Source organism: Psychrobacter sp., assembly GCF_049295055.1.
Taxonomy (GTDB): domain Bacteria; phylum Pseudomonadota; class Gammaproteobacteria; order Pseudomonadales; family Moraxellaceae; genus Psychrobacter.
Window position 1 is genome coordinate 19,882 of record NZ_JBAQQF010000047.1, and the last position, 18,041, is coordinate 37,922.

11 protein-coding genes and 1 pseudogene are annotated in these 18,041 nt (G+C 43.0%); 7 read left to right on the forward strand and 5 right to left on the reverse strand.

Translation table 11 applies throughout. The features are described from left to right. The first annotated feature begins 542 nt into the window (after positions 1-542). The 3 genes from WAZ74_RS06415 (at position 543) to uvrA (ending at position 6,505) form a co-directional block, all read left to right on the forward strand. Positions 543-2,213: a DEAD/DEAH box helicase gene (locus WAZ74_RS06415; protein ID WP_422306995.1), complete on the forward strand. Its 1,671-nt coding sequence runs from the start codon at positions 543-545 to the stop codon at positions 2,211-2,213. A gap of 247 nt (positions 2,214-2,460) precedes the next feature. Then, positions 2,461-3,705, forward strand: a complete 1,245-nt coding sequence (locus WAZ74_RS06420; RefSeq protein ID WP_422306997.1) for a DUF819 domain-containing protein — start codon at positions 2,461-2,463, stop codon at positions 3,703-3,705. Positions 3,706-3,943: 238 nt separating this feature from the next. Beyond that, positions 3,944-6,505, forward strand: coding sequence for an excinuclease ABC subunit UvrA (gene uvrA / locus WAZ74_RS06425; protein ID WP_422306999.1), 2,562 nt, complete (start codon positions 3,944-3,946; stop codon positions 6,503-6,505). Positions 6,506-6,741: 236 nt separating this feature from the next. On the opposite strand, the gene WAZ74_RS06430 is transcribed toward uvrA, so the two are convergent. Beyond that, a complete protein-coding gene (locus WAZ74_RS06430; RefSeq protein WP_422307001.1) occupies positions 6,742-8,148 on the reverse strand; it encodes a PLP-dependent aminotransferase family protein in 1,407 nt (468 codons plus the stop codon). 196 nt (positions 8,149-8,344) lie between these two features. Between WAZ74_RS06430 and WAZ74_RS06435 the strand changes: the two genes are divergently transcribed. After that, complete coding sequence (locus WAZ74_RS06435) at positions 8,345-9,301, forward strand: EamA family transporter (protein WP_422307003.1); 957 nt, start codon at positions 8,345-8,347, stop codon at positions 9,299-9,301. A 306-nt stretch (positions 9,302-9,607) separates the two neighbouring features. Here WAZ74_RS06435 and WAZ74_RS06440 read toward each other — a convergent pair whose 3' ends face one another. Together WAZ74_RS06440 and WAZ74_RS06445 are read right to left on the reverse strand one after the other, a co-directional pair. Beyond that, positions 9,608-10,393: a transglutaminase family protein gene (locus tag WAZ74_RS06440; protein ID WP_422307005.1), complete on the reverse strand. Its 786-nt coding sequence runs from the start codon at positions 10,391-10,393 to the stop codon at positions 9,608-9,610. A gap of 886 nt (positions 10,394-11,279) precedes the next feature. Beyond that, positions 11,280-12,812: pseudogene (locus WAZ74_RS06445) on the reverse strand (circularly permuted type 2 ATP-grasp protein); the annotation flags it as partial. A 273-nt stretch (positions 12,813-13,085) separates the two neighbouring features. Here WAZ74_RS06445 and WAZ74_RS06450 point away from each other — a divergent pair. Beyond that, entirely contained in the window at positions 13,086-13,724 is a 639-nt protein-coding gene (locus WAZ74_RS06450; protein WP_422307007.1) for a GDSL-type esterase/lipase family protein, read from the forward strand. A 310-nt stretch (positions 13,725-14,034) separates the two neighbouring features. Here the strand turns inward: WAZ74_RS06450 and WAZ74_RS06455 are convergent, their stop codons facing one another. Beyond that, the gene (locus WAZ74_RS06455; protein WP_422307009.1) at positions 14,035-15,117 is read right to left on the reverse strand and encodes a DUF2855 family protein; all 1,083 of its coding nucleotides are present in this window, start codon (positions 15,115-15,117) and stop codon (positions 14,035-14,037) included. 113 nt (positions 15,118-15,230) lie between these two features. On the opposite strand from WAZ74_RS06455, the gene WAZ74_RS06460 reads away from it, so the two are divergent. Next, complete coding sequence (locus WAZ74_RS06460; protein WP_422307011.1) at positions 15,231-15,986, forward strand: zinc-dependent peptidase; 756 nt, start codon at positions 15,231-15,233, stop codon at positions 15,984-15,986. Positions 15,987-16,154: 168 nt separating this feature from the next. Here WAZ74_RS06460 and WAZ74_RS06465 read toward each other — a convergent pair whose 3' ends face one another. Then, complete coding sequence (locus WAZ74_RS06465) at positions 16,155-16,883, reverse strand: hypothetical protein (RefSeq protein WP_422307013.1); 729 nt, start codon at positions 16,881-16,883, stop codon at positions 16,155-16,157. 307 nt (positions 16,884-17,190) lie between these two features. Here WAZ74_RS06465 and WAZ74_RS06470 point away from each other — a divergent pair, with 307 nt between their 5' ends. Beyond that, positions 17,191-17,679: a hypothetical protein gene (locus tag WAZ74_RS06470; RefSeq protein ID WP_422307015.1), complete on the forward strand. Its 489-nt coding sequence runs from the start codon at positions 17,191-17,193 to the stop codon at positions 17,677-17,679. The last annotated feature ends 362 nt before the right edge of the window (positions 17,680-18,041 follow it).

An 18,041-nucleotide genomic window follows, 5' to 3' on the forward strand; every position in this document is an offset into this window, starting at 1 on the left:
TGCATTTAGTATGCGTTATTAGCAAAGTATTGCTTCATACGTCCTATTTTACTGCTTCCTTTAATAAGAAATAGGAAAATAGCTACCGATTGCAGTTTTGTTGTGCTATAATGCGTCGCCACGTTAGCTTAGACTAATGTGAATTATGAGATTGATAACATCGCCTGCGATTTTGGGTCTAGGATGACCGAAAGTAATTGTTGCCGATGATTTTGTGTACTTAAATAATCTTATTATTTTTGACTCATATCTTATCTACTGACCCTTGTATGGGCTAGATTGGTTGTTATTTGCGGTTATCTGCTTTGGACAAAGTATTGATAATGCGCTTCTATCAAGCAAGGATAAGACACTCGGCACTACCACCAAAATACGTCAGACAGCACGAACGCTTTTATATAATATTGACAAGCCTTATTGGCTTGGCATTTGATTATCATGATTTTGATAATTATTTTATATGGGTGACGTGATGAACGGTTATCAGTGGTATGCATCAAGCTTGCTGAATTTACAGCGGCTTATACTTACCAAGGATTCTCATGACTGATATCTTATCTGCAATCGCCGCTGAAAACGGCATTATCGAAAGCACTGATACCCCAAATACTGCTACTAATAACATTGATACTAACAATCAAGCGGTCAATACTGACGCTACTGATGAAAATCAAGTTACTTTTACTGATCTAAACATTGCCAAGCCGATTCTTACCGCGCTTGAGCGCAGTGGCTACACCAATCCAACACCTATTCAAGCACAAGCGATCCCTTTTGCATTAGAAGGTCGTGATCTTTTATTGTCTGCGCAAACGGGTAGTGGTAAAACGGCTGCTTTCGTTATCCCAGTACTTGACCGCTTAAGCCGTGCGACTAGCTTTGACAAATTGACTAAAGCCCTTATCCTAACGCCAACGCGTGAACTTGCTCAGCAAGTACATGATAGCGTACGCACTTATTCTAAAGACATGCGCGGTCTATTTTGCGTACCTTTAGTTGGCGGCGCACCATACAACGGTCAGATCACTGCTTTGAAAAAAGGTGTACAAGTTATCGTTGCAACACCAGGTCGTTTACTTGACCATATCAATGCGGGTCGCGTTGACTTATCAACCCTTGAAATATTGGTACTTGACGAAGCTGACCGTATGCTAGACATGGGTTTTGCTGATGACATCAGCGACATTCTACGTGCAGCACCTACTGATCGTCAGACGATTATGTGTTCAGCAACGTGGGATGGCCCTGTCGGCAAAATCGCTGCAAGCTTCACAAAAAACCCTGAGCGTGTTTCAATTAAAGTTGAATCAGCACATATCGAAGAAAAAGTGTATTACTGTGATGATTTCGATCACAAAAACCGTTTGCTTGACAAAATTGTTTGCGATAGAGATATGGAGCAGGTCATTATCTTTGCTGCGACCAAACGTAGTACTGAAAAGCTCGCAAAACAGCTACAAGAAGATGGTCATAAAGCCAGTTTCCTACATGGCGATTTGCCACAAAGCAAGCGTAACCGCATTGTTCAAGACCTCCGTAATGGTAAATGCAAAATCTTGGTAGCAACTGACGTTGCTGCTCGTGGTTTAGACGTGCCAGCACTATCGCACGTAATCAACTATGACTTACCACGTCAAACTGAAGATTACGTCCATCGTATCGGTCGTTGTGGTCGTGCCGGTCGTACTGGTATCGCCATCAGCCTATGTAGCATGGATGATCGTCCACAACTTAACGCGATCAACCGTTATTTAGATCGCAAAATGGAAGTATGTGTCATTGAAGGCATGGAGCCTAAGAAAACTTACGTTCCTAGCGACAATAAAGGCAGTCCTCGCGGCCGTGGCCGTGGTCGCTCTAGTGGCGGCGGTAATGGTCAAGGTCGTGGTCGCTCAAGCGGTGGCTATCAAGGTAATCCTGCTAATGCTCGTGGTCGTTCAAGTGACAGCGCTCCAGCCGGTCAACGCGCAAGCAATGACAGCGGTTATCAAGGTAAGCCACGTGACGCATCTGGCAAACCAAACGAGCGTTCAGGTGGCAAGCCGTATCAAGGCAAGCGTACTGGTGCTCCTAGCCGCGGCGATAGCACTGGCGTTCCACGTGGTGAGCGTGCTGCAACAGGTCGTGGCCAAGGTCGTCCTACTGGCCGTTCAGGTTCAGGCAATAGCCAAGGCGGCCGTCCTACTGGCGGTAACCGTAACAAAAACTCGTAATAAGCTAGCATTGATGGGCTAGGACAATTCTAGCTACCTCAATTACTAACAATGAGTTCGAAATAAAAAAGCCAGATACTTGTTATCTGGCTTTTTTGTGGCTGACGGTCTTGTATCGACCATCGGATAGAATATGACTTGTTTGACAGGATTAAACTTAACTCTGTATTCGATAGTTGCTTGCACGTCTTTTTTGCCTTGTCTATACTGACAAGCTTTTATTCATCGTGTGCTGCGGAGCCATTTGATGCCCGATATTTCTCATTTAGCAATTGATAGTCTGCCCTTAGCATTTGGCATCATTATGGCCATTATCGGTTTGGTATTTTATACCCAAGGATTGCCTAGTAAGTTTTGGCGACGGTTTTATGCGGTATTACCAGGTATCGTGCTGTGCTGCTTTATCCCTGCAACGCTGAACAGTTTAGGCGTCTTCGCTGATGGTATAGGCTCACAAATTTATGGCTTTACTGCCACTTATCTGTTGCCAGCAAGCTTACTGCTGATGACTTTATCAATGGACGTCCCTAAGATACTGGGTTTAGGCTGGAAAGCAATTGCGATGTTCTTCGCTGCCAGTATTGCTATTGTTATTAGTGGTCCTATTAGCTTAGGCATTGCTAAATGGGTGTCACCCGAGATGTTTACCGATGATACGCTGTGGCGTGGGTTCTCAGCAGTGGCGGGTAGTTGGATTGGCGGGGCTGCAAACCAAGCGGCGATGAAAGAGCTGTTTGGCGTCAGCGATGATTTATTTGGCATGATGATCTTGGTCGATACCACCAATGCTTCACTATGGCTGCTAGCTATATTAGTCATGGCAAAACACAGCGCTAAGATAGATAAGTTTTTACGGGCGGATAGCAGTAGCATTGATAAAGTCATCGCTGCCGTTGAAAGCTATGAGCGTGATAATGCGCGTCCAGCCACGCTTAATGATTTGATGGTAATGTTTGGTTTGTGCTTTGCGATGGTCGGGGTAGCACATTTCGCAGGCGGGCAGATTGCAGGGTTCTTTGCGCCCTATAGCTGGGCAGTACAATATAGCTTTGCCAGCGCGTTCTTTTGGATGGTTGTGATTATTACTTTAATCGGTGTCGTCTTTTCCTTTACCAAAATCCGTAGGCTTGATCATGTTGGTGCCTCCAAAATCGGTACTGTTTTTATCTTTGTACTCATTGCTGCCATCGGTATGCAAATCAATCTAGCGGGTATTGTCTCACAGTGGCGACTCCTGTTAATTGGTCTGCTATGGATGAGTATCCATGTGGTGCTAATATTTATTGTCGCTAGAATCATTCGGGCGCCTTTCTTCTTTTTAGCAGTCGGCTCCAATGCCAACACGGGCGGTGCCTCATCCGCGCCTATCGTTGCAACGGCGTTCCATCCATCGCTTGCGCCAGTTGGTGTGTTTTTAGGAATTCTTGGTTATGCGGTGGGTACTTTTGGCGGTTATATTAGTACGCAGTTAATGCGTTTGGTAGTCTCTTAGGAACGTACTGCTTCCCATTATTAAATGTTTTCTATTAAGTTATTTGTAAATATAAATCCGCACTAGTCATAAGCTGCTGCGGATTTTTTGTCTTTTTGAGTTTGGTATTAAGTTTTTTATATTAAGTATCATTTTGTCTCACTGTGCTAGTGATAGGTAAACCTAGCCGAGGTCTTTAGCCTTGATATGTTAACCTTTTTAAAATTTTATAATAAAAATGAATAGGAATAATAATTTTATGACCCAAACTAAAACCACTTCTAGCTATTTTAATAATAACTTTAATAACAGCGCTATTAATAATACCTCTCACAACTACATTCAGGTGAGGGGCGCTCGCGTTCATAATCTCAAAAATGTGGATGTTGATTTACCGCGCAATGCGTTGGTAGTCTTTACTGGTATATCCGGCTCAGGAAAGTCATCTTTAGCCTTTGGCACCTTATTTGCTGAGTCACAACGACGCTACCTTGATTCCGTATCGCCTTATGCAAGACGACTCATTGACCAAGTTGATGAGCCTGACGTCGATGCGATAGAAGGCTTGCCGCCAGCAGTTGCTCTGAAGCAGCAACGTGGGTCGCCTTCGGTGCGTTCATCCGTGGGTAGTGTCACGACGATTTCGAACGGTCTACGCATGCTGTACTCACGAGCGGGAGAGTATCCAGCAGATCAAGAGATGCTATACGCGGATGCGTTTTCTCCCAATACGCCAGAAGGTGCTTGTCCGACTTGTTCAGGTATCGGCCGCGTGTTTGAAGTCACCGAACAGCTAATGGTGCCTGATGATACCAAGACCATTCGTGAGCGTGCTATTGCGGCATGGCCACCAGCTTGGCAAGGTCAAAATCTAAGTCGTATATTAACGACGCTTGGCTATGATATTGATAAGCCTTGGAGCACACTACCAAAGAAAACTCGTAACTGGATTTTGTTTACTGATGATACGCCAACAGTGCCTGTTTATCCTGAATACGATATTGAGCAAACGCGCGAGGCGATTGAAAAAGGCGAAAAGCCCAACTATATGGGCACCTTTACCAGTGCAAAAAACTTCATTTTGCATTCTTTTGCTAATACTCAAAGCCCGCGTACCAAAAAGCGTGTCTCACAGTTTATGCAGATCTCTGAGTGTCCAGAATGCCACGGTAAGAAGCTTAAAAAGGAATCACTATCAGTCAAATTTTCAGGACTAGATATTGGCGAGCTATCCCAATTAACCCTCACCGAACTGGCGCTGAAATTGGAAGATGCTGCCAATAGAATCCCTAACGATAGTATGCCAAACCGTGAAAAAGCTATCGTTGCTCAGCGTATTGCCAGTGATATTCTTGCTCGTGTTGAAGCATTGACAAGACTGGGGCTAGGGTATCTATCACTTGGACGCACCACACCAACTTTGTCTCCTGGCGAGTTGCAACGTTTACGATTGGCAACGCAAATCCGCTCGCAGCTTTTTGGTGTCGTCTATGTCCTTGATGAGCCGTCCGCTGGTCTACATCCTGCGGATACTCAAGCACTGCTAGGTGCGTTGGATGAGCTAATAGCAGCTGGTAACTCTTTATTTGTCGTTGAGCATGATGTTAGCGTTATCAGGCATGCCGACTGGGTGGTAGATGTCGGGCCAAAGGCTGGCACGCATGGTGGCGAGATTGTTTATAGTGGACCTGTAGATGGCTTACGTGACGTTGCCCAGTCACATACTGGTCAATATCTATTTACTAATAGTTCTATAGTGAAGTCAAAATCAGATATCAGACGACCAACAGCTTGGCTCAAGCTTGCGGATATTGAACAAAACAATATCCAAGGGTTAGACGTTGAGTTTCCGCTAGGTGTGATGACCAGTGTCACTGGCGTATCCGGCTCAGGTAAATCAAGCCTAGTCAGTCAGTCATTGGTTGAGCTAGTGAATGAAGCGCTGGGACAAAAATCTGTCGTAGAAGCACCAACTGACGAAGCAGGTTTACTTGAACAAGAGTTTGAGACGGCAGTAGGTGGAAGAATCGTTGCTGGCATGTACAAAGTACGTCGCCTGATTAACATTAATCAAAAAGCGATTGGGCGTACACCGCGCTCAAATCTTGCTACTTATACAGGCCTGTTCGATGACGTCCGTAAATTGTTTGCGGCAACGGAACAAGCAAAAGCACACGGTTATGATGCCGGTCGCTTTTCATTTAACACCGTAAAGGGACGCTGTCCAAATTGTGAAGGTTTAGGGTTTGTCAGTGTTGAGCTGTTATTTTTGCCTAGTGTTTATGCGCCATGCCAAGTTTGTCATGGTCAACGCTATGATGATGAAACATTAGCAATCACTTATCGAGGTAAAAACATCGCTGAAGTGCTTAATTTAACAGTTGAAACAGCCTATGAGTTCTTTGTAGATGAAGCATCAATCTTGCGCGCCTTAGATGCTTTATTACAAGTAGGTCTCGGATATTTACGTCTTGGTCAGCCCGCGACTGAGTTATCAGGTGGCGAAGCTCAACGTATTAAGCTTGCGACCGAACTTCAGCGCGTACAACGAGGCGATACCCTTTATATATTGGACGAGCCAACCACAGGACTACATCCTGCCGATGTATCCATGCTGATGACACAGTTAAATGGGCTTGTTGATGCTGGTAATACGGTCATTATGGTTGAGCACGATATGCAAGTAGCCAGCAATAGCGACTGGATTATTGATATCGGACCAGGGGCAGGGGATGAGGGCGGACTGATTGTCGCTCAAGGCAAACCTGATGATGTCGCAAAATCAAAGGTTAGCCGAACGGCACCGTTTCTATTGGTGTAGCGTTATTCGCTGAAGCATATAATGGTTGGTAGGCTATGACTTAATGGAAATATCACATGACATTATGACATTATGACATTATGACATTATGACATTGTCATATAAATAAAAAGGCAGTTGTCGCAAAATTTGCGACAACTTCCGCTGATGGTAAAACCTATCGAGTAGGGCATTATAATCTCGATGTCATTATTTCAGTCGGTTATGGTAACGAACGCAGCGCTCACACAATTATGTTAAACTCTTTTATGCAAATATCCTCCTAACCACTGTAAAAATTCATCGCTTGTTGTTGATACATTTAGGCGCAGATGGGTTGAGGTGCGGGCATCTGGATAAAATAATTGCCCCGGTGCGACCAGCCAGCCTTCTTTATAGGCATCTAGTGCTAGCTGGCTCGTATCCTGCCCCGTGTCTACCCAAACAAAGAGACCTGCTTGTGTATGCTCAGGATAGGTAAGTCCTATATTTGGTAATGCTTTTCGCATTCTTTCATGAGCGCTATATAAATGCTGCTGTACTCTTTTAATCTGCCGACGATACTCACCATGCGTCCATAAATGATGACAAACCCGTTCGCCAAATTCTGGCGTGTTTGAATTGCTTAAGGTTTTAATACGCAATACATCATCAATATAGTTATCAGGACAGACTAACATGCCGACACGCCAGCCAGACGCCATCGATTTTGAAAATCCTGTCGCATAAAAAACCCGCTCGAACTGATCAAGAGTGGCATAGCGCAATACTTGACCACCCGGCACAAATGCAGCGTATAAATCATCCTCAAAAATATAAGCATCGTACTCATGAATGAGATTGAGCACTTGATGTGCGCGAGCAGGATGCAGGTTACAAGAGGTCGGATTATGCAGCACGCTATTGGTCAGATACAACTTAGGGCGATGCGCCGCAAACAGCTTTTGCATCTGCTCAATATTAGGCCCTTGATGGTCACGTTCTACAGAGACGACGTTTAATCCTTGTTGTTGCAGGCAGCTTGATAGCCAATACCAGCCCGGCCCATCAACGACCACCGTATCTCCAGCTTGAGTAAGCAGCCGCGCAACCATGGTCACGGCTTGTGATACCCCAGCTGTAGTAATCACATGGTCAGTATGAGTTTGCAAGCCTAGCGTATGCAGATGTTGGACCAGCTGCTGACGCAGCGGCAGATAGCCATGAACATTACCATAGTCATAAATAAAGCTATCGGCTTGCTGGGTTACCTGCCGTATGGCCCATTCCATCTTCTCATTACGTACCCAGTCTCTCGGTAGTGTTCCCACCCCCGGCGAGCGATTATGCGGGATATCACTAAAGACTTGCTGTATCAGCCAGCGCGTATCTATTACTGGGCGCTTAAAAACCTTTCTTTTATCATCATTCGGCTGAACTAAACTTGCTTGCGTATTGACATAATAGCCCGAGCTGGGCTTAGCGATTAGTACACTGGTAGCCACCAATTGCTCATAAGCCTGTACCACCGTAAAGCTTGATATATGTAATAATTTCGCTAACTTTCGCACCGAGGGTACGCGCTGATTGGGCAGGTAAATTTGCCAGTCAATACGCTGCTGTATCCATTCAGCGACGGCAGCGGTCTTAGTTAAATTGGGATTGAGCGTATAGGTTTCGACCATAATGAATGTGCTTATCTCTTCAATGTAATGATTGATTGTTACGTTAAAACCAACTATACACTTTGTTCATCATCAGTGAAACTGTATCGGGTCTGTTATGGTTATTTAAATTATAGTTGGTTCTTCTAATTCAAAAATCAATAACAACTAAGAACTAAGAACTAAGAACTAATAATAGCTATTCTAGGATAAGCATATGACCCCTTTACATATCGCATTAGCAGTACTGGTTACCTTTATTTGGGGCGTGAACTTCACCTTTATTGCGTGGGCGCTCGAAAGCTTTCCACCACTCATGCTCACTGCTCTACGTTTTTTCTTTACCGCTGTGCCACTGGTTTTTTTCCTCAAGCCGCCCAAATTTAACCGTACGCTATTTATCTATGCCATCGGCACCTTTGTCATGCAGTATGCTTTTGTATTTACTGCCATGCATTTGGGTGCATCGGCAGGGTTAACGGCACTACTGCTACAAGTTCAGATATTCATCACGGTATTACTGGCATATGTCATATTGGGTGAGGCAGTGAGTCGTATGCAGATAACTGGTATGTTAGTCGGCGTACTAGGACTGGGCGTAATCGCGCTGAACCTTGGCGGTGATATGCCTTTGATAGGGTTTATCTGTATCTTGATTGCGGCAATCGGTTGGAGCTTTGGCAACATTGCCTCCAAGCAGGCATCAAAGCAAGCCGTCATAAAAGTTACTCAGCAAAGATCTGGCGTGTCACTTGTTTCGACTAGCACTGGGAAAAATAAAGCATCCGCGTTGTCTGCTCTAGCTTTAGTGGTATGGGGCGGTCTGATTGCTTGTGTGATTTTGATCTTATCTTCTCTTATATTTGAGACTGACGCATGGCAATTGGCGACGTTTACGCAAGCATCACTCAAGTCTTGGCTGTCGCTTGGGTTTATCGTGTACATCTCAACCCTTGTTGGTTTTGCACTGTGGGTGCATCTGCTTAGTCAAAATATTGCGTCTAAAGTTGTGCCTTTTGCCTTATTAGTGCCGGTATTCGGTATGATCACTTCCGTACTGCTTCTAGGGGAAGTGGTAACGTGGTGGAAGATGCTGGCGATGATGTTGATCTTGTCAGGATTATTACTGGCAAATGTAAAGATACGGCTGGGAAGAAAGACAGCTAAGATCTAAAATACTTACCGGCATCTAAAGTACAAGAAATTGAATTGGGGCTGGCTTAGTGATATTAGGAGTATTAAGTATATTAAGTATTAGGCCGTGTCCTCAATTCAATCTATAGACCTCTAAATGGGCTAAGAATGGCTAAATTTTTATGACCATTTTCAAAACGAGGACACGTTTTAAAATAAGGACACGCCCTAGTAAAAATGCCAAAAAATAAACGCTTAATAATTAAAAAAAACATTACTAAATCAATCTACTATTAAAACTTAATTTAGCCATTAATTTAATTCTAAAACTCTAATACCTAAGCTATTATGACAACCTTGTCACTAGTACTTGACTGTATAGGTTTTCATAGCCGCCACCCATTCGTACGCCGCGCACAGGGGCAGCATCTAAGTAATCCCGACCAATGGCTACGTACACATGAGAGCTCGGCTGAAACAACTGATTTGAGATATCGAAGACATACCAGTAGCCCTCTAGCCAAACCTCCGCCCAAGCATGACTGGCCATGTGATTCTCGGTGTCATCATATAGATAGCCGGACACATAACGAGCAGGGATTTTCTGATCTCTTAAGCAGCTCAAAAATACATGAGTATGGTCTTGGCACACACCTGCACCAGTCTCAAACGCTTCAGCCGCCGTTGTTCCGACATGGGTCATATCTTTTATGAAGGGCATTTTGGTTATAAGGTCAGCTGCCATCGCCTTTAGGCTATCTTGAGAGGGGTCTTTTAGATAAGGCGCGGCAAATTCGCGCATTGCCTCTGAGCATTTGGTCAAGGGAGTTTGTACGGTAAATAGTAAGTAGGGGACGTTATCCATATCCTCTAAACGCTCAGTATCGGTATTGATTTCAACGATACCTGACGCCTGCATTTGTAGGTTATTATGGGCTTCATTACGGCTGAGGGTCAGCCAATCGTTGCCGAAGCCATCTTTTTGACTGGTGGCTACCTTTGGCAGCATAACGTCCCAGCGATGTATGACTTGGTGCGGTAGTTGCATCGGAGTCATGCGAATATACTGCACGCTGCGCTGCGCCAGCTCGTCATAATAATAATTGGTTTGGTGGCTGATTTGAAGTTTCATAATATCATCCTTTTGTCGTGCTTATTATCTGGATTGCTATCTGGTCTATTGTCTTATCGAACCTTCTGATGACTTGTACTTGTTAGAGATTTTTTTAAACACCCTGCCGCAGTATGATGTTGAACTCTTTACTTATTAGCTTAAAGTCACTAAATCGCTTTGATTTGATCATCTGGTTGGTCAAGCGCGTCAGCTCGCGCCATCGGGTGTTCTCTGGTAGCTCATTGATCCAATGTTTGAACTCAAGACTGGCTGTCATTGAGTCCTCATCTAATAAAACAGCACGTTCCAGCTGCTCAAAGTGTCGCCCTAATTGCCAAAAACAAGTCACTGTCGCATGCTCTTGTTTCATAGCAGCATTACAGGCATATAGTTGTAAGGTAGCTGCCCGATAAGTGCCAGCGCTTGAGAGACGCTTGATCAAGTTATACAGCTCAGCAGTGTCTTTACCAATAACACCTTTGGCCTCTTGAACATTGGTCTCAATAGACTGAACCACGTTAGGAATTCTTTTTTGTGCCAAATCAGTGATCATCTGCGCTTTCATAGTTTTTAGCGACTCATCTGCATCTACCTCAAAGCCTAAATGGCTGATTAAATGCTGTACTTGTGACTTTTTGAGATCGCCTTTGATCAGCTGCTTCATCATATTGTCATAATAATAGAGCCTCTCACTATATCTACCCAGCCATATCAGATGGCTGGCGGTGGATAACAGCAGTATCATAGGGGCATCATCTAAATGCTCATAGCCTGCTTCTGTAGGCTGTACACGATCATAATAGTTGGCGTGATCAGTACTGGTCTCTAGTGACGAATGACTAGATGCAGGAAATTTGTGGTTATTGACACTATCAACACTTAAATTACTTTCATCTAAATTACTGTCATCAACGACCCAAGTGTCTTTGATGCCGCCACCTTGCGATGAGTTGACTACTAGTGAACCTTCGACCATTGCGACGCGAGTTAAGCCGCCCGGTACAATATCCACTGAACCATCTCCATGACTGAGTATGAATGGACGCAGATCAATGTGACGTGGCGCAATGCCATCGCTGACAGCAGTAGGATTGGTTGACAGCGCAATCGTTGGTTGGGCAATGAAGCCAGCTGGATTATCCAGTAAACGCTTACGGTAGTCCTCAATCTCTTGTTTGCTCGAGGTTGGCCCTATTAGCATCCCGTATCCGCCTGAACCTTGGGTTTCTTTAACCACTAGCTTGTCTAGATTATCAAGCACATATTTAAGCTCATCAGGCTTGCGGCATTGATAAGTTTCGATATTAGGAAGAATAGGATCTTCATCTAAGTAGAACTTAATCATATCCGGTACAAATGGGTATAGACTCTTATCATCTGCAACGCCAGTTCCGGGAGCATTGACGATGACCACATTGCCTGCTCGATAGGCACTCATCAGCCCTGATACGCCCAATATAGAATTGGATTGAAATGCTAGTGGATCAATATAAGGATCATCAATACGCCGGTAAATGACATCGACTTGCACTTTACCGCGAATACCTTGCATGTAGACTTTACTGTCTTCAACCACTAAATCATAGCCATGTACTAAAGGTACATTCATCTCGTGCGCTAAAAAAGCATGCTCATAATAAGCACTGTTAAAACGCCCTGGCGTTAAGATAACAATCTGTGGATCATATTTACTAATAGCACTGGCAAGACATTTTTTGAGACGTTGCGGGTAATCACTGATGCCCAGAATAGGGGTATGGCTGAACATATCAGACAATAGGGTCTCTGATATGGTACGACTCTCAAGCATGTAAGAGACGCCAGAAGGCGTGCGCAGGTTGTCTTCTAATACACAAAACCTACCGGTCTCATCGCGGATTAAATCGATGCCACTAATATGCGAATAGATAGGTTTGTCCAGCTCAATACCCATCATCCAAGGCTCATAGCAGCCGCTGGCATAAACGTAGCTAGCAGGTACGATACCGGCCTTCATAATAGCTTGGTCATGATAGATATCATGCAAAAAGGCATTGAGTGCGGTAATACGTTGCTTACAACCAGCCTCTATCTGTTGCCATTCACTGGCAGCGATGATGCGAGGGATAATATCAAACGGTATCATGCGCTCAATATTTTTAGCATCGCTATAGACCGTAAAGGTGACACCTTTGCGGTAAAAGATATTTTCGGCTTGCTCATTTAGATGGTTAAGAGCGTCGATGTTAATGTTGTCGAGCCAATTGCCAACGGCTTGCGCAACAGGTCGATATTGACCTTTGCTAGTTTGCAACTCATCAAAACTTTGCAGCTTTTTTGTGGCTTTTTGTGAGGTGTCTTTAACGGTGGTCTTGGTGGTAGAAGTGGTTTGACTTTGACTTTGATTTTGATTTTGAGCCTGATTTTGGCTTTGAGATTGAGATGACTTTTTATTCATAAATACCTCACGCATCCTTGGTAAAGTTATTAATTACGATTAACAGCCTGGCCATTTGACTATAAAATAAATAAATGGGCAGGCTGGCAGGTGTAATGAGTACAATACGTCCAATGTATTGGCTATGCCTTCTGTTAACTATACAACGTCTATAGGGCAATGCACAACAAGCGTTAGATAATGGGGCCCCAAGATAATGGGTTTCCATAAAAGTTATGCCAATAAGAGTCATGAAAAATAGCTAGAAGTAAATAAAAGAGGGAAGAAAGTGCTATGAAGAATCGCCGCCAATTTTTAACATTAGCTGCCATCGGTGTTTTTGTCGTCATGAGCACTAGCGGTTGTAGTGACACGCCAAATCAAATCGTCTTGCCAGCGGATAGTAAAGTCATCGCGCTAGGCGATTCGCTTACTTATGGCTATGGCGCTAGTCCCGAGAACGCTTATCCTATGGTATTAGCAGAGCTGAGTCAGTGGAAGGTTATTAATGCTGGCGTGAACGGTGATACATCAGCAGCGGTACTTGCCCGTATAGAAGATATCACCGCACAAAATCCTGATTTAGTATTGATTGGTGTTGGCGGCAACGATGTATTACGTCGCGTTCAGTCTGAAACGACTCGCGCTAATATTACCGAAACTATCGGTAAGCTTAAGTCAGCAAATATTCTTGTGGTACTTATCGCGCAACCACACTTTAGTGCCAGCGCATTATTTGGTAGGGCTAGTGACAATCCTATTTATGAGGATATTGCTAAATTGGAGCATGTACCGTTATATGCTAGCGGTTGGTCAAAGGTGCTGTCTGACGACACGCTTAAGTCTGATCAAATTCATGCGAACAGCGCTGATTATCGAAATTTTGCTGAAGGCTTGTATGACTATCTACAGGAGGAGGGCGTGGCTCAGTAATAAAACCTCTAGACAATATTCTAAAAACGCTACGGTATTGCTGATATCAATTTTTCGTAGCCTCTGTCTGCGCAGGCATAGTAAGCAAGAAAAATTGATATCAGCAGTGCGTGATGTATCGATATTACTTTTCACTCACTATATGTAATACAGTCAACAAAAATATTAAACAAGATCTCATCAAGGTATTATTGATAAGCAAAAAAATAGAGAGCCTGTTAGCCAAGCTCTCTATACTCTCTATACTCTCTATACTCTCTATACTCTCTATTACTTTTGATAGTTACTGCTTTAACTCATTGGGTTAGAGCTACATCACTACCACCAAACCTTCATCTGGGCCAATCTTGCCATCACAGACCTCTTGGTAAATGTTAGCTAGACCATTCAGACCATCCAGCTCTTTGATTTTGAGCCAAGGGGTCGTTTTTGCCGCGCTTTTCATCATATAGCTCATCGAGCGTTTATTAAACTCATCAAAGCCCCATTCCTTCATGCGTTGCTGCATGTGGCTGGGTGCAAAAAATTGATGGCTACGTTCTTTAATAATGCCATCAGCGCCTCGCGATTCATCCCAGTGGGTTAAGCCCACATTACTGGTATAGCGCATATTATCACCTAGATGCGTATGCAGTCGGCTGAGCAAATCAGCATTGGCCGACATGTCTACGATGACCGTCGGCTTACTTGCATCAATCTGCTCAAGGTTGTCATAGCTTAAAACGCTATCATAGGCATTCATTGAGTTGACAAAGTCTAAATGGTAATCTGATGTGAGACCGATGATGTGCGGTGCGTCTTTATCATCAGTTAGACCGTAGGCCAAGCCCGTACTAGTCTTACTAGAAGCACTGATAATCACCACTTGTTCAGCGCCAAACCAATCATTGCTCTTTAGTAGATCATATAAACAAAAGGAAGCCATATGTAATGGAAACAATAGCATACGCTGCTTGTCATTAGCTTTGTCATAACCGGGTTCATGCTTTACCCGTTGATACATATTATAGGTAGGTGGTAGCTGGGCACGATGCGCACTGCCATCGGTTAATCCCATGGGCGTAATTTTCGTCGGTTTTAGCACTAGATCATTGGCTGGCGGGAAGTAACCAAAGAGCCGTTCACCCACTGGCAACTCAGTATTATTTGATTCGATCACATCAGCAAAACCCCACACTGGAATAATGCCCCATTTTTTGGCATCTTCGGCATGTGGTGGGAAAAACTGCCAATATTGTAATTGATCGCCCATTGCCGCATAGGTAATGTTGTTGGCAGTAAAGGCAAAGCGGTCGACTTTAACTAAGACTTCGCTATTGCCAACCGTGCTGATCGGTGCTTGTATTAAACGACTTTGGGTTATATCTTCTTTATTGGTTTGAAATTCTTGCATTGTTATCCCCTCAAAATTTGACTATTTGAAAGCTAAATTAGCAAAGTTAATGATAGCGCTGTGTAATATGATGTTGTGTAAAATAGGCAATTACCTGAAAAAGGACAAACAGCATGTTCAACATAATAAAAGACTGGCGCGAGCAGCGTGTATTGGACAATAGCGAATTTACCAACGCTGACTGGATACAAGCTGCCGAGCGCATTGTGATATTGGATAGACTAAACGAGGATGAGATGAGCCGACTGTTTGAGCTGGCGACGTTGTTTTTGGCTGATAAATCTATTACTGGTGCGCAAGGCTTTGAAATTACTGATACTGTCAGGCAGTCTATCGCCTTGCAGGCTTGTCTACCTATCTTAAACCTAAGCCTTGAGTGGTACGCTGGCTGGTCATCAATCATAATTTATCCTGGTTCATACACTAGCGAAAGCACCAGTATTGACGAGTTCGGTATCGTTCATGAGGGTCACCAACATCGTAGTGGGGAGGCGTGGCTGCGCGGGCCTGTCATTCTGTCATGGAAGGATGCCAAGCATTCAGGCGAGCGTAATGGTCATAATGTCGTCATCCATGAGTTTGTACATAAGCTCGATATGCTTAATGGTAGCGCCAACGGCTTTCCGCCACTGCAACCGGATATGGATCCGACTCGGTGGACTGAGATTATGACGCGAGATTTTGAAGACTTTCAAACCCATCGTAAGTCAGGACTGGATCGCTATGGCACTATCAATCCGGCTGAGTTTTTTGCCGTGCTAAGCGAAGTGTTTTTTGAGACACCGCAAAAGCTAGTTGATGCTTATCCTGACATTTACGACATTATGGTTAAGTTTTTTCGTCAAAAGCCACTTGAGCCAAAATCATAAATATTAATTATGACATTCATCTATTTATATCAAAAAGTAAATATATACCTATATAAGTGATAATCATATAAACAAACAAAAGGGCAGTACATCACATACAATGTACCGCCCTTTTATTTATAATATTACCTGCTAAATAAAATATTTAAATTATATTTTTGCTTACAGTTATACCGTCCATCTGTCATTAATAATCCCAACCAAATACCGTTTGCCTTGATAATCATCAAATACCAAACGCATACCACGCCAGTCTATACCATCGTATTCGTCAGAGCCTTTATAATAAAAATCAACCACATCTGATTTCGGATAAGCCTCATTGACGTTGTTAATCATATTACCTCTAGATTCAAAGGTATTGACTGTTATGCGTGCGTTATTATATTTTTTACCATCAATCCAAGTATCTAAATATTCCGGTAACGGCACTACCAATGCCTCGCCAACACCATCCAATTCACCCCAAGTAAAGCGAACTTTTGATTGATTTAGATATTGAACGAATTGCTCGCGACTAAAGACTTTATCTTTGTTTAAATGCACATAAGCATACATCGAAAAACGTACGCCACGAGTTGGGTGAATATGATTGGTGATACTGGCATAGTCTTTAGTCGCCAAAGCCTGCTGAATATCTAATGCTTGCTGTGTAAGAGTTTGCTGGCTAGTCTGAGGTTTGACTGATGGTTTTATAGGGTTTTTTTCTGATACCTTTATCGGTATGTTTACGGGTACTGACGCTTCATTATTCTGACCGCTATTAGAAGTCACAGGCTTGGTTTCTGTTTCAGTAATTTCTACTTCAGGCGTTGCTGAAAACTGACAGCCTGTTGTCATAAACAGAAGCGCCAAACAGCTACCAACAGCAAGTTTATGGTGAATTAGCATTGTCATGAAGGGCTCCTTGCTGTTGTCATATGAAGAAAATTAAGTAAAGAATACGGAGTTATTCATATTGAATAAAAAATAGTATTGACTTGATATGGATGTAACTATGCTTATTAGTATAATAAGGATAAGTTAGCAAGATTTATAATAACACTGTGTAATATGTTGTTTATAACGTATAGCCAAATGGTAGTTCAAAGAACAATATAAGCGAATTCTAAACCAGACTGATACGAGAATACAGCAAAGCAATAAGAGGGATATGATGTAATAACTTGTAACACTTATCCTATTAAAGCTCGTAGAGAACACCATGCAAACATTAAAATCATACGCATTATTACTGACAATGGGATTTCTTGCCGTCAATACTGCTATAGCGGATGCACCAGATACTAAGCAGACGCATGCTGCAATGAAAGTCGCTACTATTAAGAAAATGTATCAGCAGGACGTGAGCAATCAGGGAATGGATTATCCTGTGGTGCTAGAGCAATATGGTAATCAAGAACTGCAAGCAGCTATGAAGCTTGAGCGAGATTATTTTGATAGAGAGGAAATGTCCTGTCATATTGGCTACGATGTGTTGTGGGATTCGCAAGATCCTGACTATGAGCAAGAAAAGAAATTTTCAATGACTGATAAAGGATTGGTACAGGTTAGCTTGGCACAAGGCAGCAATGTTTATTATGATTTGTCGTGTGACGGCATTGATGACAGTGTTGATTGTAAAGTGGCCGATGTAATCTTAGATGAGGATGGAACCTCGCTAAAAGAATATTTACTAAAGACTTGTCGCTAGCTAACAGCTCATAAATACTCAAGTAGTAATTTGAAGGGTAATAAGTTTTAGATTAGAAAAACAAATAAGATTTATATGAGCGTTGTATAAATTATCAGGCAGATATTTATTAAATAGATAACTTCTAAGACCGTTGGTTTGTTTTCGTATAATGTATATTATGTTAAACTAAGGCTACCGTATAATAAGTTCATGGGATTATAATTATATGATAAATCCTTATAAAGATTGGTTGATGATTGATTGATTCTCATACGTACTAAGTATTCATAAAGTCATCTTCATCACCACTAATACAGTTACTAGCTGAGCTGTCTTAAGGAGTTAATGTACAGAGCTATCAGTGATCTGTAATCAAGCTT